General features: G+C 60.7%; 29 protein-coding genes. 28 read left to right on the top strand and 1 reads right to left on the bottom strand.

Going from position 1 to position 23,924, the window contains the following annotated elements; translation table 11 throughout:
• Nucleotides 1-11: 11 nt before the first annotated feature.
• Entirely contained in the window at nucleotides 12-203 is a 192-nt protein-coding gene (locus tag ACZ5PA_RS02100) for a hypothetical protein (protein WP_464930645.1), read from the bottom strand.
• A gap of 368 nt (nucleotides 204-571) precedes the next feature.
• Here ACZ5PA_RS02100 and ACZ5PA_RS02095 point away from each other — a divergent pair, with 368 nt between their 5' ends.
• The 28 genes from ACZ5PA_RS02095 (at nucleotide 572) to ACZ5PA_RS01960 (ending at nucleotide 23,908) form a co-directional block, all read left to right on the top strand.
• Complete coding sequence (locus tag ACZ5PA_RS02095; RefSeq protein ID WP_464930644.1) at nucleotides 572-1,219, top strand: hypothetical protein; 648 nt, start codon at nucleotides 572-574, stop codon at nucleotides 1,217-1,219.
• A gap of 108 nt (nucleotides 1,220-1,327) precedes the next feature.
• On the top strand, nucleotides 1,328-2,065 hold the full coding sequence (locus tag ACZ5PA_RS02090; RefSeq protein WP_464930643.1) for a hypothetical protein: 738 nt from the start codon (nucleotides 1,328-1,330) through the stop codon (nucleotides 2,063-2,065).
• Complete coding sequence (locus ACZ5PA_RS02085; RefSeq protein ID WP_464930642.1) at nucleotides 2,062-2,403, top strand: hypothetical protein; 342 nt, start codon at nucleotides 2,062-2,064, stop codon at nucleotides 2,401-2,403. Before ACZ5PA_RS02090 ends, ACZ5PA_RS02085 begins: the two co-directional genes overlap by 4 nt.
• A gap of 29 nt (nucleotides 2,404-2,432) precedes the next feature.
• Entirely contained in the window at nucleotides 2,433-2,645 is a 213-nt protein-coding gene (locus ACZ5PA_RS02080; RefSeq protein WP_464930641.1) for a hypothetical protein, read from the top strand.
• A gap of 115 nt (nucleotides 2,646-2,760) precedes the next feature.
• Nucleotides 2,761-3,096, top strand: coding sequence for a hypothetical protein (locus tag ACZ5PA_RS02075; RefSeq protein WP_464930640.1), 336 nt, complete (start codon nucleotides 2,761-2,763; stop codon nucleotides 3,094-3,096).
• Nucleotides 3,093-3,800 (top strand): ParA family protein, encoded by a 708-nt coding sequence (locus ACZ5PA_RS02070; RefSeq protein ID WP_464930639.1) that lies wholly within the window; start codon nucleotides 3,093-3,095, stop codon nucleotides 3,798-3,800. The genes ACZ5PA_RS02075 and ACZ5PA_RS02070 overlap by 4 nt, the downstream gene beginning before the upstream one ends.
• Nucleotides 3,797-5,323: an ATPase, T2SS/T4P/T4SS family gene (locus ACZ5PA_RS02065; RefSeq protein ID WP_464930638.1), complete on the top strand. Its 1,527-nt coding sequence runs from the start codon at nucleotides 3,797-3,799 to the stop codon at nucleotides 5,321-5,323. The genes ACZ5PA_RS02070 and ACZ5PA_RS02065 overlap by 4 nt, the downstream gene beginning before the upstream one ends.
• Nucleotides 5,324-5,353: 30 nt before the next feature.
• Nucleotides 5,354-5,629, top strand: coding sequence for a hypothetical protein (locus ACZ5PA_RS02060; RefSeq protein WP_464930637.1), 276 nt, complete (start codon nucleotides 5,354-5,356; stop codon nucleotides 5,627-5,629).
• A 10-nt stretch (nucleotides 5,630-5,639) separates the two neighbouring features.
• On the top strand, nucleotides 5,640-5,957 hold the full coding sequence (locus ACZ5PA_RS02055) for a hypothetical protein (protein ID WP_464930636.1): 318 nt from the start codon (nucleotides 5,640-5,642) through the stop codon (nucleotides 5,955-5,957).
• Nucleotides 5,958-5,987: 30 nt separating this feature from the next.
• Nucleotides 5,988-7,187, top strand: coding sequence for a hypothetical protein (locus tag ACZ5PA_RS02050; protein WP_464930635.1), 1,200 nt, complete (start codon nucleotides 5,988-5,990; stop codon nucleotides 7,185-7,187).
• Between the two features lie 35 nt (nucleotides 7,188-7,222).
• Nucleotides 7,223-7,831, top strand: coding sequence for a hypothetical protein (locus ACZ5PA_RS02045; RefSeq protein WP_464930634.1), 609 nt, complete (start codon nucleotides 7,223-7,225; stop codon nucleotides 7,829-7,831).
• A 52-nt stretch (nucleotides 7,832-7,883) separates the two neighbouring features.
• The gene (locus tag ACZ5PA_RS02040; RefSeq protein ID WP_464930633.1) at nucleotides 7,884-8,822 is read left to right on the top strand and encodes a hypothetical protein; all 939 of its coding nucleotides are present in this window, start codon (nucleotides 7,884-7,886) and stop codon (nucleotides 8,820-8,822) included.
• 45 nt (nucleotides 8,823-8,867) lie between these two features.
• Entirely contained in the window at nucleotides 8,868-9,284 is a 417-nt protein-coding gene (locus ACZ5PA_RS02035) for a hypothetical protein (RefSeq protein WP_464930632.1), read from the top strand.
• Nucleotide 9,285: 1 nt separating this feature from the next.
• Entirely contained in the window at nucleotides 9,286-10,104 is an 819-nt protein-coding gene (locus ACZ5PA_RS02030; RefSeq protein ID WP_464930631.1) for a hypothetical protein, read from the top strand.
• 1 nt (nucleotide 10,105) lies between these two features.
• Nucleotides 10,106-10,735: a hypothetical protein gene (locus ACZ5PA_RS02025; protein WP_464930630.1), complete on the top strand. Its 630-nt coding sequence runs from the start codon at nucleotides 10,106-10,108 to the stop codon at nucleotides 10,733-10,735.
• A 35-nt stretch (nucleotides 10,736-10,770) separates the two neighbouring features.
• On the top strand, nucleotides 10,771-13,740 hold the full coding sequence (locus ACZ5PA_RS02020; RefSeq protein ID WP_464930629.1) for a hypothetical protein: 2,970 nt from the start codon (nucleotides 10,771-10,773) through the stop codon (nucleotides 13,738-13,740).
• Nucleotides 13,737-14,207, top strand: a complete 471-nt coding sequence (locus ACZ5PA_RS02015; RefSeq protein ID WP_464930628.1) for a hypothetical protein — start codon at nucleotides 13,737-13,739, stop codon at nucleotides 14,205-14,207. The genes ACZ5PA_RS02020 and ACZ5PA_RS02015 overlap by 4 nt, the downstream gene beginning before the upstream one ends.
• Nucleotides 14,208-14,278: 71 nt before the next feature.
• Entirely contained in the window at nucleotides 14,279-16,678 is a 2,400-nt protein-coding gene (locus tag ACZ5PA_RS02010; protein WP_464930627.1) for a hypothetical protein, read from the top strand.
• 614 nt (nucleotides 16,679-17,292) lie between these two features.
• Nucleotides 17,293-17,553 (top strand): hypothetical protein, encoded by a 261-nt coding sequence (locus ACZ5PA_RS02005; protein ID WP_464930626.1) that lies wholly within the window; start codon nucleotides 17,293-17,295, stop codon nucleotides 17,551-17,553.
• Nucleotides 17,541-17,840 (top strand): hypothetical protein, encoded by a 300-nt coding sequence (locus tag ACZ5PA_RS02000; protein WP_464930625.1) that lies wholly within the window; start codon nucleotides 17,541-17,543, stop codon nucleotides 17,838-17,840. The genes ACZ5PA_RS02005 and ACZ5PA_RS02000 overlap by 13 nt, the downstream gene beginning before the upstream one ends.
• Nucleotides 17,841-17,884: 44 nt before the next feature.
• The gene (locus ACZ5PA_RS01995) at nucleotides 17,885-18,373 is read left to right on the top strand and encodes a hypothetical protein (RefSeq protein WP_464930624.1); all 489 of its coding nucleotides are present in this window, start codon (nucleotides 17,885-17,887) and stop codon (nucleotides 18,371-18,373) included.
• On the top strand, nucleotides 18,370-18,654 hold the full coding sequence (locus ACZ5PA_RS01990; RefSeq protein WP_464930623.1) for a hypothetical protein: 285 nt from the start codon (nucleotides 18,370-18,372) through the stop codon (nucleotides 18,652-18,654). Before ACZ5PA_RS01995 ends, ACZ5PA_RS01990 begins: the two co-directional genes overlap by 4 nt.
• Nucleotides 18,651-20,549 (top strand): helicase HerA domain-containing protein, encoded by a 1,899-nt coding sequence (locus ACZ5PA_RS01985; protein WP_464930622.1) that lies wholly within the window; start codon nucleotides 18,651-18,653, stop codon nucleotides 20,547-20,549. Before ACZ5PA_RS01990 ends, ACZ5PA_RS01985 begins: the two co-directional genes overlap by 4 nt.
• Nucleotides 20,546-21,259 carry a hypothetical protein gene (locus tag ACZ5PA_RS01980; protein ID WP_464930621.1) on the top strand — a complete coding sequence of 238 codons (714 nt, stop codon included), beginning with the start codon at nucleotides 20,546-20,548 and terminating at the stop codon, nucleotides 21,257-21,259. Before ACZ5PA_RS01985 ends, ACZ5PA_RS01980 begins: the two co-directional genes overlap by 4 nt.
• On the top strand, nucleotides 21,253-22,017 hold the full coding sequence (locus ACZ5PA_RS01975) for a hypothetical protein (protein ID WP_464930620.1): 765 nt from the start codon (nucleotides 21,253-21,255) through the stop codon (nucleotides 22,015-22,017). The genes ACZ5PA_RS01980 and ACZ5PA_RS01975 overlap by 7 nt, the downstream gene beginning before the upstream one ends.
• Nucleotides 22,017-22,934, top strand: coding sequence for an AAA family ATPase (locus ACZ5PA_RS01970; protein ID WP_464931260.1), 918 nt, complete (start codon nucleotides 22,017-22,019; stop codon nucleotides 22,932-22,934). The genes ACZ5PA_RS01975 and ACZ5PA_RS01970 overlap by 1 nt, the downstream gene beginning before the upstream one ends.
• Nucleotides 22,921-23,505 carry a hypothetical protein gene (locus tag ACZ5PA_RS01965; protein WP_464930619.1) on the top strand — a complete coding sequence of 195 codons (585 nt, stop codon included), beginning with the start codon at nucleotides 22,921-22,923 and terminating at the stop codon, nucleotides 23,503-23,505. The genes ACZ5PA_RS01970 and ACZ5PA_RS01965 overlap by 14 nt, the downstream gene beginning before the upstream one ends.
• On the top strand, nucleotides 23,495-23,908 hold the full coding sequence (locus ACZ5PA_RS01960) for a hypothetical protein (RefSeq protein WP_464930618.1): 414 nt from the start codon (nucleotides 23,495-23,497) through the stop codon (nucleotides 23,906-23,908). Before ACZ5PA_RS01965 ends, ACZ5PA_RS01960 begins: the two co-directional genes overlap by 11 nt.
• Nucleotides 23,909-23,924 lie beyond the last annotated feature (16 nt).

The raw sequence follows: 23,924 nt of genomic DNA, 5'->3' as shown, positions 1-23,924 counted from the left end.
TTTTGTGTTGTCTAGCCCTGTCGCCGCCCCGCCGGCCTTCTCGGCCCGACTCTGAGTACGAATTCCCTGCCCTTGCCCGCGTAGTGGTTGAAGAGGCCTCCACAGCTCTTACAACGGTAATGCGTCACGTCGTATCCCTGCTTGGGCATTTTCCAACTCTTAACAACCTCCACGTCGACTGAGCCGCAATACGGACATTTCATGCTCTCACTATATAGGTATAATATATACATAATGGCTATGACCTTCGACATATCTGCGGCGGCTACTCAACGAGCCGCTTGGCGCCTACACATGGACGAACTCTCAGAGCTATACTAAGTGAATAGAACTCGACGACGACGGGCAGAGGGCGCTGGATACGTGACAGCGTTCCCGGGGAGATGTGGGACTCGGCTGGGGAGGCTTGACAATGCGCGGGGCTGGGACGTGGGTCGAAGGCTGGGCTGTGAGCAGAGAGGTGTAGAGGTGAGAGGAGGGGGTGTTGTAAAATACGCGCGGCTTGGGGCTACGTATATCACTTCCCTTGTTAGCCTAACTAGAGCAGTAGCTTTTAAAGATCTATATATATGTGGTGTATAAACCAGAGCTGCCTCCCACTGCCCTCCTCCATTACAAGGATTTCGACTTGGCGTGTTCTAGGCTCGACGGCATATGCGAGGCCATGGAGAGGGCCATAAGCGCCAAGCTTCCGTACACGTTAAAAGAAGTGGCCATGGCCGACCCCTCCCTCCTTCGCTTTTTCCTCCACGAAGAGGTGGACGGCCCCTACAAGGCCGAGTGGTTGCGGTTCAAGAGAGGGTTGCCCATAGGCTTGCACGAGGTATGGCAAGTGCCCAAGAGCGGGTGCGTCTTGGACGAGGCCTGCCGGGCGGGCCCGGAAGTGTTCCTCGCCCCGCCCCACGTGCAGTACAAGTACCTCTCGATGTGCCCCTCCGTCACGAGCCGGTATAAGGCGCTCTTCGGGACTATGCCCTGGGATTACGACACAGCGAAAAGAGTGATCGTAAAGCCCTTCCCGAAACCCGTCTTCATGCTCGAGCGCTTGCTCCGCGACCTCCCGCCTCCCGAGAAGATCGCCTCTTGTAAGCCGTCCGTCAAGTACGTAAAATCGCTGAACCCGCTGGCCTCCCTCGTCTACTGGGCCAGGACGAGGGGTGTGGCCTCTATTGATAATCTGTTAGATTCGTCAAGCACGCTACCGGTGGTGTTAAAATGAAGGGCGGGTGTAAAGATAATAGGCTCTATCATTTTCACACTTCGCATTCATTCGTACACCTTATCAGCATGCTTTACATATTTATAAAACAACCTATGTTATTTAAATATGGACTCAATTGAGTGTCAAGAGATACGTAAGACTAAGTATGGGACCGCTTGCCTAGCCAAGGCGCCTGCGTCTATTCTGCCCCGCGCGATCTCCTTGACGAGGGAGGACGCCGAGGTGCCGGACAGCGACTTGTACAAGATCATAAAACACGTCTGGAAGGGGGATCTCCCCATCCTCTCCTCGGCGCTTGTCGTGAACGCCGATTGCGGGAGGCTCGAGGAAAAACGCCTATTGCTCGATGTCGAGTGCCGCGACGCGTACAAAATCGATGTCAAGGGCGCCATGTCCAGCGTGATAATACTGTCCGACAACTACATAGAGGCGGCCCACGACATCGTCTTGTATTTGCTGAACGCAGGGCATCACCACGTGTTGGACGCGTCCGTCCTCAAGGCGTTCGAGGGCATCGGCCTCGACCACAATGAGTTCATCAAAGAGCTGGCCTCCTACAAGGAGCCCCAAGATAGCCGGAATCCCTCTTTCCTCGAGCCGCCGGCGGATTGGCCCGTTGTGGTTGCGCCGCGAGTGCGGACGGATCTCCGCGAAGACGGCGCCCTCCAGGCGGAGGAGCCCGACGTAGTAGACGTCCGCGCCACGCCTGAGCTCAGCCTAGACGCGATATGCCGAGCGCTCGCCGCCGACAAGGAGCTCTTCGACGTGGTGAAGAACATCTACTCGAAGTTCCAGGAGAAGCGCGAGGCCACGATTGAGCTCGTGAAGAAGATGTTGGCATGACCTTCCGGGCCGCCGCCGCGGAGTACGTGAAGGCGTTGACGGAGATATGGAAGCTGTGCAAGAGGAGGGGGTTCGTGAGGAGGGGGCCTTGCCTAGCAAAGCTGTGCGCGCTCGCCTACGCCGCGACGCTGAATCCCATAGGCCGCGTCGTCAGGTGCAACTACTACATCTACGCCTACCACGAGCTGGACGACAAGAACGACTACGACGTCTTGGCCAAGGCGGCTACTAGGCTCGTCAAGTGCTACGACGAGCGGAACATCATCGACTACGAGCAGTTGCTCGCCAAGGCCATAGCTTATTACGAGTACCTGCGCGTCCGCGGCTGTCGCAAGTAAGGGTTTTTCGGCCTCCCAGACGAGCTCCCGTGATCGAGGCCGTGGTCGAGGACAGGTGCATGCGCATGTTACAGACAATCGACCACGTACGCGAATCGGCGAAGGTGTGGTGCAAGAAGCCGCGTGGGCCTTTCTGCCGGGCGCTGGAGGTCTACGAGGCCATTTGGCGCTACAGAGACCGCGATGAGGTGCCCCTCTCCGCCGAGGCCCTCGGCTTGACGTCGAGGCATGTGCCGTTTTAATCCCGCTACAACAACGCTTCGGCAGATCGGCGCCGTTCGAGGACGCGGCGTTGTACTACATAGCGGTGTTGCTCAAGGCGCTGGACCGCCATGTGATGTGGGTCCTCAAAAGGCTATGATAGACTGGGATTATCTGAAACGCCTCCTCTGCGAGAGGACGAAGGAGCTCTACGCCAAATACGCCGGCTACGACGAGTGCCTCGAGGGCGGCGCGCTCAAGTCGTTGAGCGATAAGTGCGTGGCGCTGTACGTGCTGGTCAAGTTGGCCGGTTCCGGCAACTGCGTCTTCAAGAACTACAAGGAATTCGCCGAAGCCGTGGGCTTGGACCACCCCGTGCTGAGGAAGATATGGAGGCGCGCTAAAGGGAAGCGCTCGGCGGTCTACGCCGCGTGGCTCAAGGACGAGGCGGAGTTAATGCTTTTCCGCTCCGACGCCGGCTCGGAGACATGAGGCCCGTTAAGATAGTCGTTATCAATTCCCTCGACGGAGGCGTCGGGAAGACGACTTTAGCCACGGTGCTCTCCGTGGCCAAGGGCTACACGCTACTGATAGATGCGGACTGGGAGAAGGCGGACCTCTCGCAACTCTTCAGAGCGCCCAAGAAGCCCGGCTGGCTCGCTCCCTACATCGACGGGCAGATGCCCTACGTGCACAAGGTCAACCCCACTCTCTACGTGATCCCCGGCTACGAGGCCTACGAGCTCTACCAGCGCATGGGAGACGGCGCCGTATCGGAGTTCGCCGAGGCCTTGTTGGAGTGGGCGACGCTGATGCCGAAGTTCGTGGCGAAGATGAGGATGCCCGTGGACACCGTCGTGATAGACACGACGGCTGCCCTCAGACTGGACGTGTTGGCCAAGCTACAGAAAATGGGCGCATACACGATCTTCATGGCCGACCGCCGCCTCATTTCCCGCATTTCCGACGTCAAGGCCGAGCAGTACCGCCAGTACATGGCCTACTCGGCGCTCGTGGTGGTCAACCAGCTCGAGAAAGAGGACTTCAAGATCGCGCGCAAGATCGCGCCGATTCTTCTGAAGCGGGTCAAGATGCCGTCCGAGTACTACGGCGAGGTGGTGGCCAACGCAATCTTGAAGGACAAGGACAACAAGAAGTCGGTAGACGCCATAATCACTAGGATAAAGACGGTATGATATACGCCCACGCGGACAACTCACTGAGAGCTAGGTGTTGGCTACGCAGAGAGGGCATCATAGTGGACAGAGGAGTCCGGATCGACGCGTGCATCACGGAGGATTTGATGTACGTAGTGCTCGACCCGGAGATCCCGGACGAGCTCCAGACGGCGCTCCTCCTCATAATGTTCAGAGGCTCCATCCCGCCCGACGAGCGCGAGTACCCCAAGATTATGAAGTCCATCTCGGAGGGACTTCGCGACAAGGCAATATGGTCCCTCTACAAGGACTTCAGAGATCCCGTTCACCTCTTCCTCGATCGCTGGTCGGGCCGCGGCGAGTTCGGAGGATACGGCGCGCTCGAGGTCCTCATGAGAGACCCCATGTTGACGGAGATCGTGATCCCCCAGCCCGTGGCGCCCTCCGCCAAGTACACCTACGTGCCCAAGTCGCTCAAGGAGCAACTGGAGTACATCCGCTTCCAGATGGTCGAGCTGGGCCGATACAGGCGCGTGATAGCCGTGCGCAACGAGCTACGCATGCCGACCAACATAGTGATCCCGGAGCCGTTGATGTATGTCGCCGTCAAGCAACTGATGCCGTCCTTGACCATGGACCGCCCCATGGCGACGCGCGAGGACCAGATCTACAAGGCGAGGATAGCCGCCGATCTCTTGGAGTACAATGTGAACATAAGGAAGACGTCGACGTACCCGAAGCCGTCGTTGTCGTTGCTCAAGCCGTACGTGATGAGGCCGAAGGCGGAGGAGGCGAAGATCGCGCAAGCGCACAAGCCTGAGGGGCTCGAGGTGCTGGCCTTGGCCTCGCTCGTCCTCGAGACCAAGGGCAGCGTCGTGTTCTCGGGCGCCATGGGCACCGGCAAGACCACCCAGCTGAACCAACTGCTGTACCTCACCCCTCCCTGGTTCCAGGTAGTGGTGGTGGAGAGAGGCGCGCGCGAAATTTGGGCCCCCCTTGAGGGGCAGATGCTCCACCTCTCAGTCCCCAGCGAGGACAAGCTCTGGACCGCCTTGGACCAAGCCCTCCGCTACGGCACTATGCACGCAGTGGTGGCGCTGGCCGAGGCGAGAACGCCCCAGGAGTTGCGCACCTTGGTGAACTACAAGTTGACAGGCCACGGAACGCTCACCACCATGCACGCCGATTCCGTGAAGGACGCCATTCTCCGCATTAGAGAAGCCGAGGCACCGCCCGAGGGGCTGGACGGCGTGCTTGTAATTCAGCTAGGCGCGTCGGGCGGGACCCGATACGTCAAGGAGGTCAAGGCCATTGTGGCCGACGGGCGCGACGTGAGGGCGGTGGAGCCGGCGGAGCTCACGCCCCGCCTAGACGCATACGTGCGCGAGATGTACGGCTTGGACTTGAAGAGGGAGCTGACCCTCAGAATCGAGGCCTTGCAGAAAGCCGCCGAGGTCGACGAGCCGCTGACGGCCAGGCGCGCCATCCTGGAGCATATCTGGTCCCGCGTGGACTTCAAATCGGCGGTGGAGGAGGAGGCCCGCCGCTTCGGCTATGCCTAAGGTTTATCCGATCCCCGTTAAGCCGAGGACATGTTGAGGAGGAGGTTGTCGGACTTGCTGGGACAGGAAGCCGCCCAACAAGCCGAAGCGCCTGCGCTACCTCCCGAACCGCCTCCCGAGCCCGCCCAGGAGCCCGTCCACGACGACTGGAAGCACTACTTGGCGATAGCCATAGCCAACATGCCCGACGAGATCGCCTCGAAGATGGCGAAATGTCTCGGGAAGGATCTGCTTCTGGATATCGTGAAGAGCAGGAACGACCCCTACTTGAAGCTCGCCATCCTTCTGCTGAAGGATGTGCAATGAGAAGGAGGCTTTGAAGAAGGGGCTCACCCTCTCCACGGCCAAGTGGATCTGCGAACTTGCAAGGGAGCTCCGCGTGGACTACAAGAAGCTTCTCAAGGCGATCGAAAAGATGGCGAAACAAGGCGTGTTCTTGGACGCCGACGATTGGCGCTTCATAGCCCGCTTCGTCGACCTCAACAAACACATGGACATGATCGTGGACTACATCGCCAGGCGGGTCGCGTCGGGCGTCCTCCCCGCGCAGGCCGTGAAGGAGTTGCCCGAGGCAGTGGCGAAGGCGGGCAAGCTGGAGCACGTCAAACGCGTCCTCGAGGACGTACTGAAGTAGCGTTTTTCCGCCCGCGCTCTTTTTTGCCCCATGAAGAAGGAGGACTACTACACAACGGCAGCGCCCGTGTTCGCGACCTACTTGGGCGTCACGTCCGGCAACGAGGCGTTGAAATTCACCTCCGTCAACACCGCCGACATAGACGAGAAGGAGGCCCGCGGCCTCTTCGTGGCCTCGCTGACGCCTACGCCCTCCGCGTTGTTCCTGGACGCCAAGGAGGAGGCCGCGAGGCTCTTCGGCTTCGCGTTGGCCCAAGAAGAGGCCGGCGTCGACAGGAACGTGTTGGTCCACTCCTTCCTCGAGTCCATGAAGACGGTGGCGCTCGCGAAGACAGAGGCCAAGGCCAAGACGTATGAATCGCTCGCCTCCTCCTTGGGCGCGTTGTTCTTGACGCCGTTGTTCTTGCTGTTCTTGTGGTCCCTCGGCGTGTTCCCGATAGAACCCGTGTTACTCTACGCCGTGATGTTCGCCGTGCTCGTCGGCATAGGCGCCTTGGCGTACATGACGATGCCCCGCGACTTAAGCCTCTGGCGCACCTACGAGTGGTCCCTCCCCTTGGGCGCCGCCGTCGCGGCCGTAGCCGCCGCGTTCCAGCCGGTCTTGGCCTTCGCCGCGTTCGGCGCAGTGACGTGGATATGGCTCGTCTTGAAGGATAGGGAGTGGTGGTTCTCGATCGCCAGGGAAGTTCCGCCGATGCTCCGCTCAGTCGCGGCCATGCTCAGAGAGGGCGCGCCGCCCGACATCATTCTGGGCCGCCTCATCGGCAAGTACAAGACGGCGGCTAGGATCGCCTACGGCTACTTCATACCCTCGAGATATTTCGTGCTGGCGCGTAGCATGTTCCGCGCCATCGCCGAGGCTGGAGGGACGGCAGCGCTCAAGGCCGTGGAGTGCATCCAGTCCATAATAGACATAGAGAGCACCGCGGTGAGGAAGATGGTCAGGATGGCCATGGCCTTCTTCGTCCTCTTCATCGTCGCGGTCGTGGTGTTGGCCTACGCGATCTCCACGGCCTCCAAGGCTCTAGAGCAAGCGCAAGTGTCGACGTCCGTGCCCTTCTTCACGCCGCCGCCCTACGAGGAGGTGAAAGGCGTAGTCGTCACCGCGTTGTCCTTGATCACGGCCACCTTCATCGCCGTGTTCCTCATGCCGATGGGGCTACACAGATCCATGACGTTCGGCGGCCTCGCCGGGATCGCGATGCAGTACGCGTTGTGGCTGTACCTCTAAGCTAAGCTTTTTCCGCTCCCCCTCTCGCGCTTTTCATGTCCGAGAAGCCCGCAAAGAAGGCGCGCAACATCGCCGCGATGGGGTTGTTGTTATTGCTGATGGCGATCTCGGCCGAGGCCGCCCCATCCGCCCCGCAAGCGCTTGCGTTGTTGGCGATCGCGGTCCCGGTAGTCGTCCAGCCGAGAAGGCTACGCGGAATGACCACGATCGAGGCGCTACTGGTCGCCGCGGCGTTTATAATCGTCGGCGTGATCGGCCTAATGGTGTTCCAAGGGATGGGCAAGGCGATGGCACAAGCGCTCAGGAGCAACGCGATAGTCACTGTGGACAAGTACGGCTTCGACGTAACGCTGGAGGTGTTGAACGGCCAAGCAAACGGCGTGCTCGTGTACTACGGCGTGAACAACCAGCCTCCCACTACCGCCGCCCAGATCCAGTATTGCATAACCAAAGACGGCACCACGCTAAGCTCTAACACCAGCTGGAATCCTCCCGTGGTGGCAGGGGAATCGATTACGTGTCGTTTCAACGCAGGCCCCTTTAACCCCGGCGACTCTGTGACGTACATCGTCTACGTCGTCGACGCCAACTCCGGCAAATCGGTCCAAATCGCTAAGGGCACGGTCACTGTCGGGATCTCGTAACCCCCTCTTTTTTCGCCCCTAACTTTTTTCCGACCCTTTTCCCTCCCTCTCCATGCGGGCGTCGATGGCGATAATACTAATGGCGGCCATAGCGTTTGCCCAGTGGGTAAGCTGGTATCCGCCGGGCGCGTTGATCGTCCAAGCCAACCCCATGAACACGACACATTTCATGGCGTATCTCGGGAGCAAGGCCGTCTACATAGCGCAAGAAGGACTCACGTTCATGGGCTCGAAGGCCGAGCAGAACGCGGCGTTGCAGTACCTCTACTCCTTATGTAAGTTCGTGGCCGTGGACGTGCACAACGCGACCGCGGTCGGATACGCCTTGGTCTGGACCGGCGACGTCTACTGCGGAAACGGCACTATGTGGATGCCGCTGAAGTGGCTGTCCCTCAGATTCACGGCATATGTCAGCAATGTCAAATTCGTCAACGTCACGAACGCCACAGTCGTGACGCCGATCGGGGCGTTCTACTACACTATCCCCGCGGGCTGGTACTACGACCCGGCGACGAGGACTGTGTTCAACATACCGCAGAACAACGTCACGGCGATACAGAAGCTGGACGCGTTGTACGCCCAAGCGCAAAAGCTTCAACAACAACTACAAATCGCTGGCCAGAACAACACCGAGCTGGCTATTCTCGCCGCCCAGTTGAGCGCTAAGCTGGCCGACGCGCAGAAACAAGTAGCCGACCTCCAAAACGCGCTCAACGAGAAGGACTCCCAGATCAAGGCGCTTCAAGCCGAGCTGAACGCCGCGACTGCCGAGAACGAGAGGCTGAGGGCGCAGATACGGGATCTGCAAGCACGACTGGCGAACCAGAGTAGGCTAGTGCAACAGCTCCAGTTGCAACTTCAGCAACAACAGCAACAACAACTGCCGCTTCCGCAAGAAGGAGGCTTCAACATGACGTATTTGCTGATAGCGGCGTTGGTCGGAGTAGTGGGAGCCCTCATCTATATCAGGAAGAAGAGGGCCGAGGAGTAGCGCTCGGACGACCAACTTTTTTCCGCCCCTTCCCTCTCCCCCCTCATGGAGGACGTAGTGGCGGCAGCGGTCTTCTCTTTGGCGGTCGTGGTACTTTTCGTGTTCATGATAGTGGTGCTGATGCCCTTCCTGCCCGGCAGGATCGCGGAGGCGCCTGTCTCGCCCGGCAACGACACGCCCGTGAGGTACATCTACGTCTACGACACGGGATACGCGGTGGAGTACCCCGGCAAGAACATAAGCGCCTTGGCGCCGCTCATCGGCGTCTCCGGGAAGCCGATCGCCGAATTCGTCGTCTACCCGGGCGGCTATAGATGTAACGGGTCGGCCGTCAGAATCGGCACAGACCCCTACACGGGGCTCTGGTGCCCTCCGCCCATACAGCCGCGAAGCGTGAGCGGTTGCACGCCGATAGGCGTCACCTCGCAAGGGAGGTTCATAATAGTGCAGTACGCGTGTTGACATGTTCGCCGTACGCGACCTCCTGATCGCCGCCTCGCTGGTCGCCGTTGCCGTCGCGGTTATCGCAACGCTCTTCCCAGTACGCGAGGGCGTATCGCCAGCGCCCGCCTGCTCGGACTGCGCGTTCAAGCTCACCGGCCCCTACGTGTTGGCGCAATACGGCAACTACGCCGCGATTCAACTCGGAGGAAGGGAGGTGGCGAGGTACGGCTGGGCCTACGCCTACGGCCGTCCGTTGAGGCCGGGAGAAGCCGCGTCTTGCGACCCCATGTTCGTCTACGTAATTGCGGGCAACGCCTACGTCTCCTGCAACGCGACGGTGCCCGCTATAGGCGGAGAGGCCACTATGCCTGCCTACAAGCCGCCGTCCTCGCTGATCCCACCGCCTCCACCGCCTCCGCCACTGATATGGTACAAGGCTGTTATTAACTATTACTCGAATTATTACTACACTACTTGGTGTAGCAACAACATTCACGTAACGGTCGGGAGCAAAGAACTGGCATTTTGCTCCAATTCGAACTGGGGCACTGCGACCGTCTGGTTCTCCAACTACGGCAACTTGACGGCCAAGGACCCCGGGCTTCAGTGCAACGCGGGCGCAACGCCGACGAGAGTGGATAAGTACGCGTCGGGAGAAGTCTTCAGTCTCACTGTAAGCGTTAGCGGAAATATGGTACAATTCGAAGGAATAGCTTGGATTGCGGATTTAGGCGTTGTCGTATACATGCCGGGAGGCGCCAACGCGACAATACACTCGTGGATGGACTACCAACACACTTTGGAAAGAGCCTACATCTACTTGTACGCCTGTCGGTGATATGTGGTCGGTGACCTTCGGCCTAATAGCGCTCGCCGTCGTGGCCTTCGCGGTGGTCTACGTCGCGCTCCACACGCCGCAGTTGATCACGCTGAACATAGCCGAGGAATGGTACTACGCGAAGCTGAAGGCCGCTTGGGGGGCCAAATCGCTTGAGACGAGCAACTTGACCGTCTTCAACTCGGCGAGGACCAACGCCACGTACTACGTCGTCGTGAACGGCATCGGCTACCCCGTGGCAGTGAAGGCGGAGGGGGCGATCAACGGCACGACGAAAGTCGTCTATTCCGTCTACCTCTACCTCTCGAACTGCACCTATGTCTACACAGCGACGGGCGAGCGGGCGCGGCTCTACATAATCGCGATGAGGCACCCGCAGATAATGCCTTGGCTGGACGTATACACGCTCTACCCCGGGCCCGGCTTTTGGCAATACTTCAAGGGGAGGGTGATCGGCTACGACGACCCGCTCTACCCGCGCGGCTTCAAATACCTCGTCGCGGAGAAGGCCGAGTGGGCGCTTGTGAGAGCCCCTGACGGCTCCTACGCGCTCTACGTCTTGGCGCCTCCCAACGCGACGGCCGTGTACGTGGTGGATTACCCAGCGGGCTTCGTGTTTGCCTGCCCGTAATTCAAGGTTTTTCCGAGATCCCCCCTCCTCTCCTCATGCGTCCCCAACTCCTGATAACGGCGATAGCGACGGCGGTAGCGCTCTTAGGCCTCATCCCGGCGGCCAATGCGCAGACGTTGATCTCGCAGAACGTGAACTGCGTCCGCATAGGCGCATTCAACTACACCGGCGTCCCCGCGACCGCGACCGTGGGCTTCAACTGGAAGGCCTACGCCCCCGCCTGGAGCCAGTGGGGTATGATACAGATGGGCAACTGGTTGCTCTCGCCGTTGTCGTCAGTGCAGTGGAACTACACGTTGTTCTACAACGTCACTGTGCAGTACATCGACGCTTGGCTCGTCGGCAACTACAACTGCACTCTGACGCAAGTGTGGCAGTCTGGCAACAAAACCTACACGACCTACCAGACCGAGATCGTCGGTAGAGTGGATAAGGAGTACTGGAACTCGACCGTCGTCTCGTTCAAGGTGGGTATTAATGAGGTGAGCCACGTCGAGTCGAAGACAGTGCCCATCAGAGAGTACAACGCGCAGTACTGCTCCGATCTGCCCACCGTTTCGTCTTGGCCGAACTGCGCCTCCTACTACCAACAACCGTCCACCAAGGCATCTCTGCAGAAGCCCGGCGAGTGGCCGGCCTTGGAGATAAACGGGCTGGCCACAGGCGCCAACTACACTGTGGGCAACGTAGTGGTGACTCTCCAGAAGCCGTATATGTACACAGACAGCGCCGGCCCCGACCCGGTGAAGCTCTACTCGGATACGGGCCAGAGCGGCCTCTCGGTGGGCTTCCGGTACGGCGTGACGGCGAAGGGCTCCGCCGTGCCGAGGGATACATCTACGGTAGAGATAGACACATATAGTATACAACAGCCCCCCAATATTGAGATATACTATGCAACTGGGACGAACGTCAATCAAGCAATATCCGTTGCGGCTAAAACCTACTTATGGGGCACGGTGGAACGGAACTTAGTCTTAGGCTACTATACGTTCACGGAACAAGAACAACAAAAGTTCTACTATCTATGTATCTATATCGGCCCTCCCGACCCCTCGTGGTGCTCCTGGATTAAAGATGGCGTAACGGCGGTGCTCCATACTACTGGATTTCCTCAATCCGTTACGGGCGAGCCTGTATTCGTTTACTTTCCTACACTAAAGGCCGTTACCAAAGTAGCATTCCAAAACGGCCCCAACTTCGACATATCCTCCGGCCTTTCCTTTATCGTGCCCTACGGCTCAGTGCTCACGCTCGGAGCGGCCTACCACTACTTGATTCCGTCCGCCAACGGCATAGTCGCCTCGCCGTATACGACCCTCGCTCCTGAGAAACGGACTTGGGCCATAGCTTGGGACAATCTCACCGGCATCAAGAGGCTGTGGTTCCAGAGAGGGCTAGTCGCCAAAGTGCAATTGGCGGTGGACAACTACACGCAGAACATGCTTGGGCGCCTCGGTGTGCTCCCCTTATCGTTCGGAGGACCGCTCGACACGCCTCCCACGACTATAGGAGATATCTACAGCAGTGCCACGTTCACCATTAAGTGGCTAGGAACAGGCGATTACGCCGTGCCGCTCGTGTGGAACCAAATATACGACTTCGGCGTTAAAGCGCTGACATATATCGGCTCCGTCGAATCGCCTTGGGGAGTATTCAACGTCGCCAACCAATCCGCCTCCCTAATCGGAGGCCCCGGCGAGGCGAAGACGTTGGTGGGCCTCAAATACCTAGGCGCGACTAACCTCTTCGATCCGGGGCGGTTCGCCCCCTATCTCGACTTAACTCTCCCCACCAAGATCGTGAACACCGTTGTAAATCCGGGCGAAGGCATGTCGTACGTGACAGGCGTGACCTACAACCCGATAGCCCCCTACTACACTTCGCCGCCTAGATGGCCGGGCTCAGACCCAATGCCCGTGGTGATCGGCTTCGTCCCAGCCTCCGCCTGCGATACTTGGTACTGCACTACGCCTGGGGTAAGGGTCTGGGGGCCGCTCCCCAGAGAGTACGCGGGCGTGGTCATGCCCAACGCGTCGTATCTCATGTACGTGGCGTTCGTGAACCCGTACATCGGCGACACTTTCGGCGTGCGCGTGTGGATCAACAAGGTGGACTTCGTGTTCCCCAACGGCACCGTCGTGTACGGCGATCAGAAACACATGAAGTTGTTGGTCGACACCGGCATCAGGAAATGGACGCCGTACCAGCCGGTCCTCCTCGGGCCTGGCTGGTTCCGCGACGCGAGCTTCCTCACTAGCCCTTGTAGCAGTATATACCTCGGCGCTGTGCCGTACATATTCACGCCGAACTACGGCTTCTTCGTCACGGTGGAGGCGTACACCAGTAGCGTTTCGCTTAAGGCCACTTATCTCATAATCGCGGCCAAGCCCGTGCTCGAGGTCATAACGAACACCACGGCCTCGGCCAACATCACGGCCCCAACGCTCAACTACACGGTGAGGTTGTGGGGCGAGACCCCGATGGGCCAAATGTTCAGGGAGTGGCATCTCTTCCCCGCCTTCGGCGAGGGGGGCATGTGGAGGGATCCCGTATGTAGCGCAAGCACGGGCGACGTGTACCCCGAGGCCCAAGCCGTCTACTCGGGGGATTTCAGAGGCTATTTGGAGGCCGCCGGCGTGGAGGCGAACATCACAGAGGCCTACTCGAGACCTGCGTTTGTCGTCTTGGACTGGGACAAGGGCCTCGTGAACATCTCGGCGCCGGGCCCGGTGTACGGCTACGCCTTCTATGTACAACGCCAAGGCGCTTGGGTCAAAGCCGCCGAGGTGAGGGGCAGGTGGGTCGTGGTGAACGCCTCTAGGATATACCCGTGGGATCCCGTAAAGGTAGTGCCGTTGTTGTCCCAAGACATCTTCGTCCAGAACGGCGAATCCGTCGTCGTGTGGCGCCCGGCGGAGGCCCTGCTGTTCAAGACTTGGGCGGACGCAGCCGGCTACCCGCCGGGGGCGCAGAGCCAAGTGGTGATTGTTAAGGCGGGATGATTACGCTTAGGTATCTGCTTCTGGCAGTAGCCGCCGTGGTCGCCGTCGCGGCCGTGGCCGCCGCGATGCTCGGCGCAGTGCAACGGGCGGAGCCCTACGTCGAGAACTTGGCGCTGGCGGTGGCGGCCGGCAAGCCCGCGAAGACGCCGGTCCCGGTGACGGTTACGACGTACCGCGCGTACTACTACAACGGAGTCTTGGCCTACGACAAGGGCATTCCCGTCTACGCCGTGGGCTTCGGCCAGTGCCCCGCCGCGCTTCCGCCGGCGGTGTACGGCAAGACCTACACCCTTGCCAACAACACCGTGCATTTCGGCCAGTGCTCCCTCGTCCTCCCGGCGTATCAAGACGGCCGCATCGTCAACTACGTCCCCCTCTGTAGCGGCGGCACCGACTTCGAGCCCGAGACTGCGTCGGAGCAGGTCGGCAACTACACGATAGACGCCGTCTTGATACGTTGCGGCTGAGCTGCGCGAAACCCCCCTCTTTTTTCCCCTCCTTTACGTTAATTTCATAATTGCCGCCGCATCTTATGGACATGCCCAAGGCAATAATACCGGTGCTAATACTGGCGGTCTTGTTAACAACCCTAGCCCACGGCGTGATGATATACATCGACAAGTTCTACAACCTCACCCAATGGGGCATAGACGGTGAGGGGGGCGCCGCCGTGGCGGTGCCCAACGCGCAGGAGCTGTGGGCCAGGCAGTTGGTCTTCTACATCAACAACACGGGGGTGGACGAGTTCGAGTACATGAATACGTGGACGTGGATGATTCAGAACTCGACTTGGTGGGTTATCGCTAAGCCCAGGGCGCAGTATTCCCCATTCATCGACGTTCTCTTCACGCTCAGAGCCGGGGAGGAGCCCGTCGTGGAGAAGTGGATCCCCGCAGGGGAGGGCGTGTTCGAGCCCGGCGGCCACTTGAAGCCGATCAACGTGCAGACCTTCAACGCGACGCCCGGCGGTGGGAAGGTCTACCTCGTGTGGATGACTACGTGGGCGACGCCCGAAATACGGGTATACGACGTATCCCCCGGCAATCTGCGCAGATTGTGGTGGAGATTCGTCGACATATGCGACTGGCCGAAATACGTCTGGGTCAACGCGTTCCCCAACGGCACGCTCAAAATAACGTTCGTGAACGCGACGCCGTTTCTGGGCTTCAACTTCTCGGAGCCGATATGCGGCAACAAGGCGGTCAACGTCACCTACACGATACAGCTCGGAGGGGATCTCTGGGTCTGGGTCTCGCCCGACTACCCGACCACGATAATCGCGGGCGCAACCGACCCCTGGTACTTCAAGGGGTACCTCGAGCACAACCTCCAGCACTACTCGGCCCTCCAGTACGTCATGTCTTGGTTCTACCCCGATCACAGCGGCGTCCTCAGCTTTTTCCCGTGCGGCAACTACCCGCTGAGCTTCTACCAATGCGTCCGGTACTCCCCGCCGAAGGCGCTCGAGCTGGGCGTATACGTGGGCAACGACACCCTCATGGTGCCTCCTCTCGTATATCCCTTCTACGCGGGCGTCGGGGCTGAGGGGCGCGTCGTCAACTTCACCTACTACGCAGGCGCGACTACCGTGAACCGGACGGAGTGTTTCTACCCCAGCTCGAGCAACCCCTACATCTGCCCCTTCGGCAGACCCGCCAAGCCGCTCTGGGACCTCCGGGGCAAAACCGCCGAGATATGCGACGTCGACGCCGGCCAGTGCCAGGCCGTGCCCGCCGGGACTCTCTTCTGGCCTCCGCCTGGCTATACGGCCAACGCCAGCAAGACGCCGCTGGGGTACGTGGCCGTGGGCCACGTCTACATACACAAGCCCTTCTACTACATCCGCGTCGAGATGCCGAACGGCACCGCGGTCTTCAAGACGCCCTGGGGCGCCGTCTTCAACTACACGCCTCCCGACGTCTACGAGGAGGACACGGCCTATGTCAACGCGACGCCCATCGCGTTGAAGGTCTGGGGCAACGCGACCGTCCGCCCCAACTACACCGTGCTGTACAGAGTGAGAGTAGAGACCCCGCTCGGCGAGGTCGTGGCCTGGGCGCCCTCCGGCTCCCTCTGGAGGTACCAAGGCGCAGACGTGACGTTCGACAACGGGACGTGGGTAGTGGTGTATCCAGTCGAAGTCGTAGTGGACAAGCCCACGGCTCTGGCGGCCAACTACACCGTCTACTACAACGTGACGGTCGTGACGCCGCTCGGCACGCGTTGGGAATGGCTCGAGAGGGGTAGCCGTTTCGAGTACAGCGCCGACATGGTGCTTAACAACAAGACGCGCATCGTGGTGCATCCCATCCAAATCGCGGTGGACAAGCCCATGACGCTCGTAGCCAACTACACCGTCTACTACCTGGTGGAGGTGGAGGCGCCGAACGGCACTTTGAGGCTGTGGGCCGAGCGTGGTAGCCGCTTCGAGTATGGGCCGGAGCCTTGGGACTTCGGCAACGGCACTAGGCTAGCCGGCGTTAGGCCGTGCTCCCTCGTCGTGGAGGCGCCCTCCTCCTGCGCCTTGAGCTACGAAAAGAGGCAGTACTACGTCCGCGTCGAGATGCTGAACGGCGCGTATGTGGGCTGGGCAGACGAGGGCTCTACGTGGGGCTCAGAGGTCGCGGTCGACAACGTCTTCTACAAGCCGATCCCCGTCGTCGTGCGCGGGCCGGGCGACTACGCGGTGCGCTACGTCGCGGTCTTCCAGGGGGTGGCCAGAGACGTCTTGGGCGTGCCGAACCCGCTGGCCGAGATATCGTTGTGCAACGCCACCGCGAGGCCGGGGCTAGACGGCCGCTTCAACGTCTCGGCCGAGGCCGACGGCTTGTGCCGCGCCGAGGTGAAGGCTTCGCCCGTGTCGCCGTATACGGCCGCGGCGGTGGCAATACCATCGGCAACCGCGCTAGCGCTTAGGAGAAGGCGCCCGAGGAAATAGCCGTTTTTCCCCCGCTCTTTTTCCGCAAGCATCTTCTACACGGCCCCGAGAGGATTCCGCGTTCGGGCCCATGCGAGGCGTAGCGGCCTTCCCGCAGAAGCCGCATTCGGCCCGCGGCATGTATGTATCCGAGAGAGTAGGGAGCAAATATCGTCGATCCTCACGGAAGAGGAATAGAACGCTTGAATCCAAAAACTTCGGCGTGTATGTAGCCGAAGGAGCTGAACGCATCAATCGCCGTTCTGGTCAAGAGCGGAGTAGAACGGAATAGTTCAACTCCTTAGACGTGTATGTAGCCGAAACAGTTGAGGGCGAATGCCGCCGCGCCTGTCAGAAGCGTAGTTGATCGCCTAGTTCGAAAAACTCGGCGTATATGTAGCCGAGGAAATAGAGAGCACACAACGCCGAACCCCTCGGGAAGAGAACAGAATGTTTGGGTTCGAAAAACTCGGCATGTATGTATCCGAGGGAGTTGAAGGCATGTCCGCCGGATTTCCGTCAAGAAGGGATGAGCGCTTAGTCTAGTCCTCGAAACCGCGTATGTATCCGAGGGAGTAGAGAGCTACAATTGCCCTAGAGGATGTAGCTTTTTCCGCCCCGCCTCCTCCCCGCCCATGCGCTTGGAGATAGCGCTTATACCCGTGCTCCTGGGCTTCGCGATAATCGCCTTGATGGCGCTGAGGCCCGTGACGGTCTCGAAGACGGACCTCTCGGCGTTGTACCTCTACTGGCCGGAGGCGTATAGACAAGCGGAGGCCGGGATCGGCCCGCAGTGGTTGCCTCTGTCGTGCGCCGCGGTGAACCGGACCGTCGTTTTGAACGGCACCGGCCTCGCGTACAAAATCCTAAACGTCACGTGCCTATGGAGGAGCTGATAGAGCTCGCGGCGATCTTGGCCCTCGCGGCCATCGCGTTCGTCGCGTTCGCCATCGCGTTCCAGTACTACTCCACCCCCGCCGTATGCCGCACGGTCGAGCTCGTCGTGCAGAGCCCCGGCTCCTCCCTAGTCGTGTACGGCAAAGTGAGGGTCTGGGCCAGCTCCCAATACGTCTACTTCTCCTGCGGCCTAGCCGTGCCCAAGGACAAGGTGTTGGCCGTGGAGAGGACGGAGGGCGTGTTGACCATCGGCACCACGGCCGACGGCCTCCTCTACATCAAGTAATCGACGGCTTGTAAGGTTTTTTCCGCCCGGCGCCTCCCCCCTCCATGATCGTCGCGGTCGTGGGCCCTAAATGGGCCGGCAAGACCATGTTGGCCACGTCCCTCGCCGTCTACTTGTACTTGGCCACGCCGCGCACCGTCTTCGTGGACTTGAGCTACGACAAGCTGGGCGCGCAGTTAGTGAGGCGCTACCTCCCCGCGGCCAAGAGCATAAGCGAGGCCAAATCCGCCAGATTCGTGGTGGTGGACACGCCGCCTCTCGAAGGGGCGACGCCCGAGGAGGTGCTGGAGGCCGACAAATACGTCCTAGTGTCCGAGAAGCCCGTGGACGTGAAGTCGGCCAACGTGGCGGTGGTCCTCAACAAGGCGCAGAGGCGATGGCTCTGGGGGAGGAAGCTGGTAGTCCCGTTCGACGACTCCATCAAATGTGCCATGGACTCAGGCTATCCGCCTATTATGGTCCAGAACGTTAGGAGCTGGAGGAGGCTCGCCGAAGTGGTGAGGGCGATAGCGGATCCGTTGCTGGGCCCATGAGTTGCAGAGCCCTCGTAATGCCTCTAGACGCCCTCTCGGAGAGGCTGGGCGTCAGGCGGAGGTACCCCGAGCTGTGGGAGTACTGCAAAGCGGTCGAGGACGTCGTCAAGTGCTACGCGGCACTCGCGGACGCGGCGGAGCGCGGCCTCTACGGCTTGTTGACGCGCGCTATTATGTACGGCGTGCCGCCGGGCGAGTTGTTGGGCAAGCTGGGCCGGAGCTACGAAGAGCTCGAGCGCTTCTTGGAGAAAAAAGCAAGCAAGGAGACCCTCGTGATATGAGGCGCTACTACAAGTCGTTGTTAATATTCGCCGCGATAGCCGCGTTGGCCCTCTTCTGGCCTCCCGCCGCCTTGGCCGTAGCCGCCATGGTGTGGGCATTTGGAGAAGACGTATTGGTTTGGCTGTACACTCGGTTTAGGCCAGTAGAGCCCCGGAGAGTCGCCGTGGGCGAGGAGTTCCCGGCAGCTTACGACCCCGTCCACAAGCTCTACCACTGGGTCTGGAAGGCCGAGCCCGCCTATTCCCTAATCGGAATAGAGGCGGAGAGGGCGATATACGAGCTCTACCACGGGCTGTCGCTCAAGAGAGGCGAGTGGATATCATACATCGTCATTGGGCCGGACAAGTACATACGCTTCACCTCTCGCGTCTACGACCTCCAGAGGGCGAGGGAGGTGGAGAGGGCGTTGTCGAAGTACTACGTCCTCACGCCCATGAAGGCCTGGGTGGGGACGGGGAGGCCCGTCTCCAAGGCCGTCTATTTGACCGCCTTGTGGCCCCTCCTCGTCTACTGGTCTTGGTTCGCGCTCTTCGCCGTCGCGGCTTGGCTCTACGTCGTGCGCAAATTCGCCAAGTCCTACGTGGAGCCCGCGCTGGCCTTCGACTACAAGATAACGGCCGAGGCCCTCACGCTGAACAGGGAGTCGCTGGAGGCCGTGGCCGAGGGAGACGCCGCCGCGGTGGCGATGCAACGCGCGTGGGCCGTGGCCTTCACGGACAGGCCGCCCGTGGAGATCACCAAGCAGTTCAAGAAGATCTACGAAGGCCGCGACACCGGCAAGCGCATCGTCGGCCTTACCATGTACAGCGCCTATTTGGACAGGCTTTTCCACTTCGGCGAGAGGCCCGTCGCGCTTTACGGTTTCGGCACGGCCGAGGTCTTCTCCTTGTCGATGACCCGCGACTACTTGGCCTCCGCCGAGTTCTGGCTACTGAAAGAGCCCGCGCGCGCCTTGACCGGAGACTTGGCCAGATTTCCGATCATGTACGGGGGGAAGTTGTTGGGCAAATCGAGGGAGGTCCAGCTGGCTGTGGACGAGTTCGGCCGGCCCGTGGTGGTGCCCATAGACTCCCTGCCCACAGTGCACGGCATCATCGTGGGCGCGAGCGGCATGGGCAAGTCCTGGACGGTCGGCACGTGGATGAGCAAGCTGGCGGACGCCGGCGTGAGGATAGTGGCGGTGGACCCGCACGGCGATTATTTGTTGTGGGCCCAGCGGAGGGGCGCGCAAGTGTTCAAGATACCCTACGAGGTGCCCGACGACTTCGACCAAGTCCTCGAGAAGAGCGCGTGGTACAAGAAGCTGGTGGAGGCCACGGGCGTGAGGGACTTCAAGACCAACGGCGTGGAGCCCAAGAAGAAGAGGCTGGGCGATGGGCACGTGGTCTTCGACGTGCAGGCGCTGGCCACCGACTCGGCCGCGCAGGCCTTCTGGCTGTCGTTAGTGCTCGTTTACCTAGTTACTAAGTTCTTGAAGGACAGATCGGAGCGCCTCAACACGTTGATAATATTCGACGAGGCTAGGATCTTGTCGGAGTACGCCAAGGCGGCGGAGGCGCTCATGAACATGCTCCGCGATTTGGCCTTCGGCGGTAGGAAGTACGGCTTCGCGGTGTGGCTCGTGGCCCAGCTGGAGTCCCAGTTGCCGGACGACATCGTGGACAGCGCCGCGATACAGCTAATACTTGGCGGAGGCTTGTCGTATGTGAACAGGGTGGTGAGGAGGTTCGCCCTCTCGCCCGACGACGAGAGGTTCTTGCTACTGGCCAGAACGCCCTACGAGTCCTCGTTGCTGACGGGCGAGCCGATGGCGCACGGCATACTGCGCTTGGCGCCGAGGGCCGTGTACTACAGAGTGTACATCCCCTTGGACCTCTCGTTGAAGAGGCCATGAGCGACGCCGACAAGCCCCGCGACTTCGACAAGCTGAACAAGCCGATCGACGCCTACGGCGCAGATAAGCAATACGACGTGGACGAACAGGCGCGCGACATCGAGAGGCCGTACGAGCTTCGCGAAACGCCCTACGATGTCGATTCCGAGGAGGGGGCCGTCGCGGCGCCGCCTCAGACGATCCGCCAATCAGTAGCCGAGAGGCAAGTGTACAAACACCGCGGCTTGCTCCTCTCGTCCTACTGGCTCGTCTCCAACGAGGCGACGGCGAGGATAGGCGACGTCGTGGTGGTGTTGCCCGACAAGTGGCTCGTGCTCAAGCGGGTCAAGAGGCCGGATACATGGGTCGACGCGGACGACTCCCTCTACGTGCGGGGCCGTATCGACAAGCAGATATGCATCTACGGCTACATCCCCCGCAACGCCATTGACCACATAGCCGAGATGGCGCGCTCCGGAGCCGTCATAGCCGCCATGTGCGACCCCCGGAAGCGGGTCCGGCCGCCGCGCCACTTCGAGCTACAGATGCTCTGGAGGACGGACGGCTATCTCGTGAACCTGTCGCCCGCCAAGCTGGCCGTGTTTTGGCCGGACGACGGCGGCAAGCGCTACTTCTTGGCCGACATCGCCAAAAAGGGCTGTCCCGTCTACAGCCACTTCGCCAACCAGTTGTTGCAGAGGCTTGGGGTGCTGGCGAGGCTGGTATGCTAGAGATCGTGGTGGGCTCCGTCGTGGGGGATACGGCCGAGAGGCACTACACCATATGCCAAGCCGACAAGACGACGGGCGTCGGCTTCGAGCTGACGCCGGAGGGCCAATTGGCCTTCGCCGCGATTGCCCTTAGGCTGGGCCACCCGATGCCTCCTCCGCGCCACACAGCCGATTTGTTGCAGTGCTCCACCCCTCTCTGTGTGTTGTTCCGCTTCGCCGACTTCTCCGACTTGGAGGAAAACCCCGGGCAGTATCAACTAAAGGCGGCCGTAGCCGACCCCGTCGCGTTGGCCTTCGGGCTGGCCTTGGCCCACTACCTGGACTGGAAATACGACAAGTGGCTGGTGGAGGTGTACTCGGACGCTTGGCCCCAGTTCACGGACTTGCTGGCCGCGGCCAAGCCCCTCGCGGGCACGCTCCGGATCTACACGTCGACGTACGACCCCCGCATCGTCGTGGCGGACAGGGTCGTGTACGCGGTGCAGTCCGTGAGCCAAGAGGCCCTCGCCGCGAAGAAGGAGTGGCGGGGATGGCGCATGTGCCGCGTCCTCGCGCCGGAGTTCGCCTCGCTGGAGGACGAGGTGAGGGAGGTGGTGGAGGCCGTGTGGGACGGAGGGGGCTTCCTCTCGCTCAAGTTCGCGCAAGAGCGCTTCGGCGATAGGCTCATACGCGCGGTCAACGCCGGGTACCTCACCATAGACCCGCTCACGTTGACCGTGAAGATCACGGAGATGGGCGTCAAGCTGCTGGGGTCGTGATGCGCGCCGAGCTCTACGCCAAGCTCTTCAGCTTGGTCGTGGCCGTCGAGGGGAACGCGCTGATCACCGGCCTGCCCGGCACCGGCAAGACCTCCTTCATCAAGTGGTCTCTGCGGGAGGTGCCGCCGGACTTCGCGATCGCGGTGTACGACACCACGGGCGATTTCAAGGAGTGCAACTTCGCGGGGAAGTACTCCGTCAACCCGGTGGACCTCCCGACGCCTCGCTTCATAGAGATATTGGAGGAGGCCCTCTCCGCCACATACGGCGAGTACTCGTACATACTGACGCCCGCCATGGCCGAGCTGATCGCGCGTTCGGTGGAGGTAGGCGCCAAGAACCCATCGGAGATCAAGAAGGCCGTGTATCAAGTAGCGGAGGCCCACGAAGTGGACACGGCGCATGCGGTGAGGCGTAGGATGGCCCACTTGGACCATCCGCAGTTCAGCCGCACGTTCGTGCCGCTGAGGGCGGGCGCCTCTACTTGCATAGACATCTCGGAGCTGGACCGCGTCGGCAGAGTGGCGTTCGTGTTGACGCATCTAGAGCTGACGCGCTCCGCCCGGAACGTGATATACGTCATAGACGAGGCGCACCGCTTCTTGGCCTTCGCCAACCGCTATTCGTTGTTGACAGACCACTTGAGGACGGGGAGGGCCCGGGGCCGCTTCTTCGTCCTCGTGTCGCACTCTATTAGGGAGTTCGCGAGGCATATGGGCTACGTCAAGATGGCCGTGAGGTTCTTGGACTGGGACTGGGAGCAAGACAAGATGCCTCCCGTCGGCCCGAGCGAGGCGTTGGTGACGCTCTGGGGCGCCTCTACGAGATCGGCGGAGCAATTGGCCAAGCTGGGCGTGCCGCTGGCGGGCGGCATGTCCAAGTTCAAGATCAAGGTACCGCCCTATGTCCCAGCGTAGCTCAGACCCTCTGAGGCGCGCCATAGAGTCGCTTAGGCAAGACTTCCCCGGCAAGTCCTACTCCTGGATCCGCCGCGCCGTTTTGAGGCTCGGCGACGTGGAGGAGCTACAGAGCGGCCTCTACCTCGTGGAGGGCAGGAGGGAGCTGGGCGACTGGAAGCCGTTGTACCAAGTGTGGTTCTCGGAGAGGGAGAAGAGGTGGTACTGCACCTGCTACTTCTCCCGCTTTGGGCAGGTGAGGAGCAAGGAGATATGCACCCACGTGGCCGCCGTCATGTTGTTCCACCGATACAAAAAGGCTCTGGAGAGGGCGGAGCGGAAGAGCGTGTACGTGGCCGAGGGGGAGATCGCGTGCAACGGCAAGATCGAGGCCAACGGGGAGGTGCACCTAAAGCCGGTGGGCGCGCGGGACCTCACCTTCTACGTTGCGCCTCGCTACAAGTTCCTCGTGGTGTCCCCGGAGGAGCGCGTTATCGTGAAGTGCAACGGCGACGTCGTGTACGAGGCCGAGGGGGAGGAAGTGCCGTTGGCCACCGCCCGCTTTCTAGTGGAGAGGTTCTATGAAAAATAGGAAAAATAGGAAGGGCCGCTTCTCCCTACGGCCCGCCTCTCTGTCCGACTACAGGAGGGTGTACGTCGACGTCTTCTCGGTGGCCGCAGCCCTCTCCTCCCCGGAGGAGCTCTTCGCCTCGGCGGCCGAGGCGGGGGTAGACGCCGTCTTCGTCATAGACGCCTGGAGCGAGACACACCTCCCTCTGGCTAGGCGCTACGTGGAGCTTTGCCGCCGCTACGGCCTGGAGTGCAGGCTGTCGGAGCACAAGCCGGCCGAGGCATACGCCGTGGAGCTGTGCGAGGAGGAGTGCGGAGGGGAGTGCGCCGTCTTGACCAGGGACTACGACGCGGTCTTGGCCGCGCGCAGTTGCGTAGTGTTGATATTCCAGAAGGGGAGGATATGGCTGGCGAGGCCTTTGTAGCCGCGTCTAAGAAGTC

Source organism: Thermoproteus thermophilus (genome assembly GCF_055392855.1).
The sequence above is the reverse complement of the archived record's forward strand: the minus strand, read 5'-3'. Positions and strand labels throughout refer to the sequence as shown.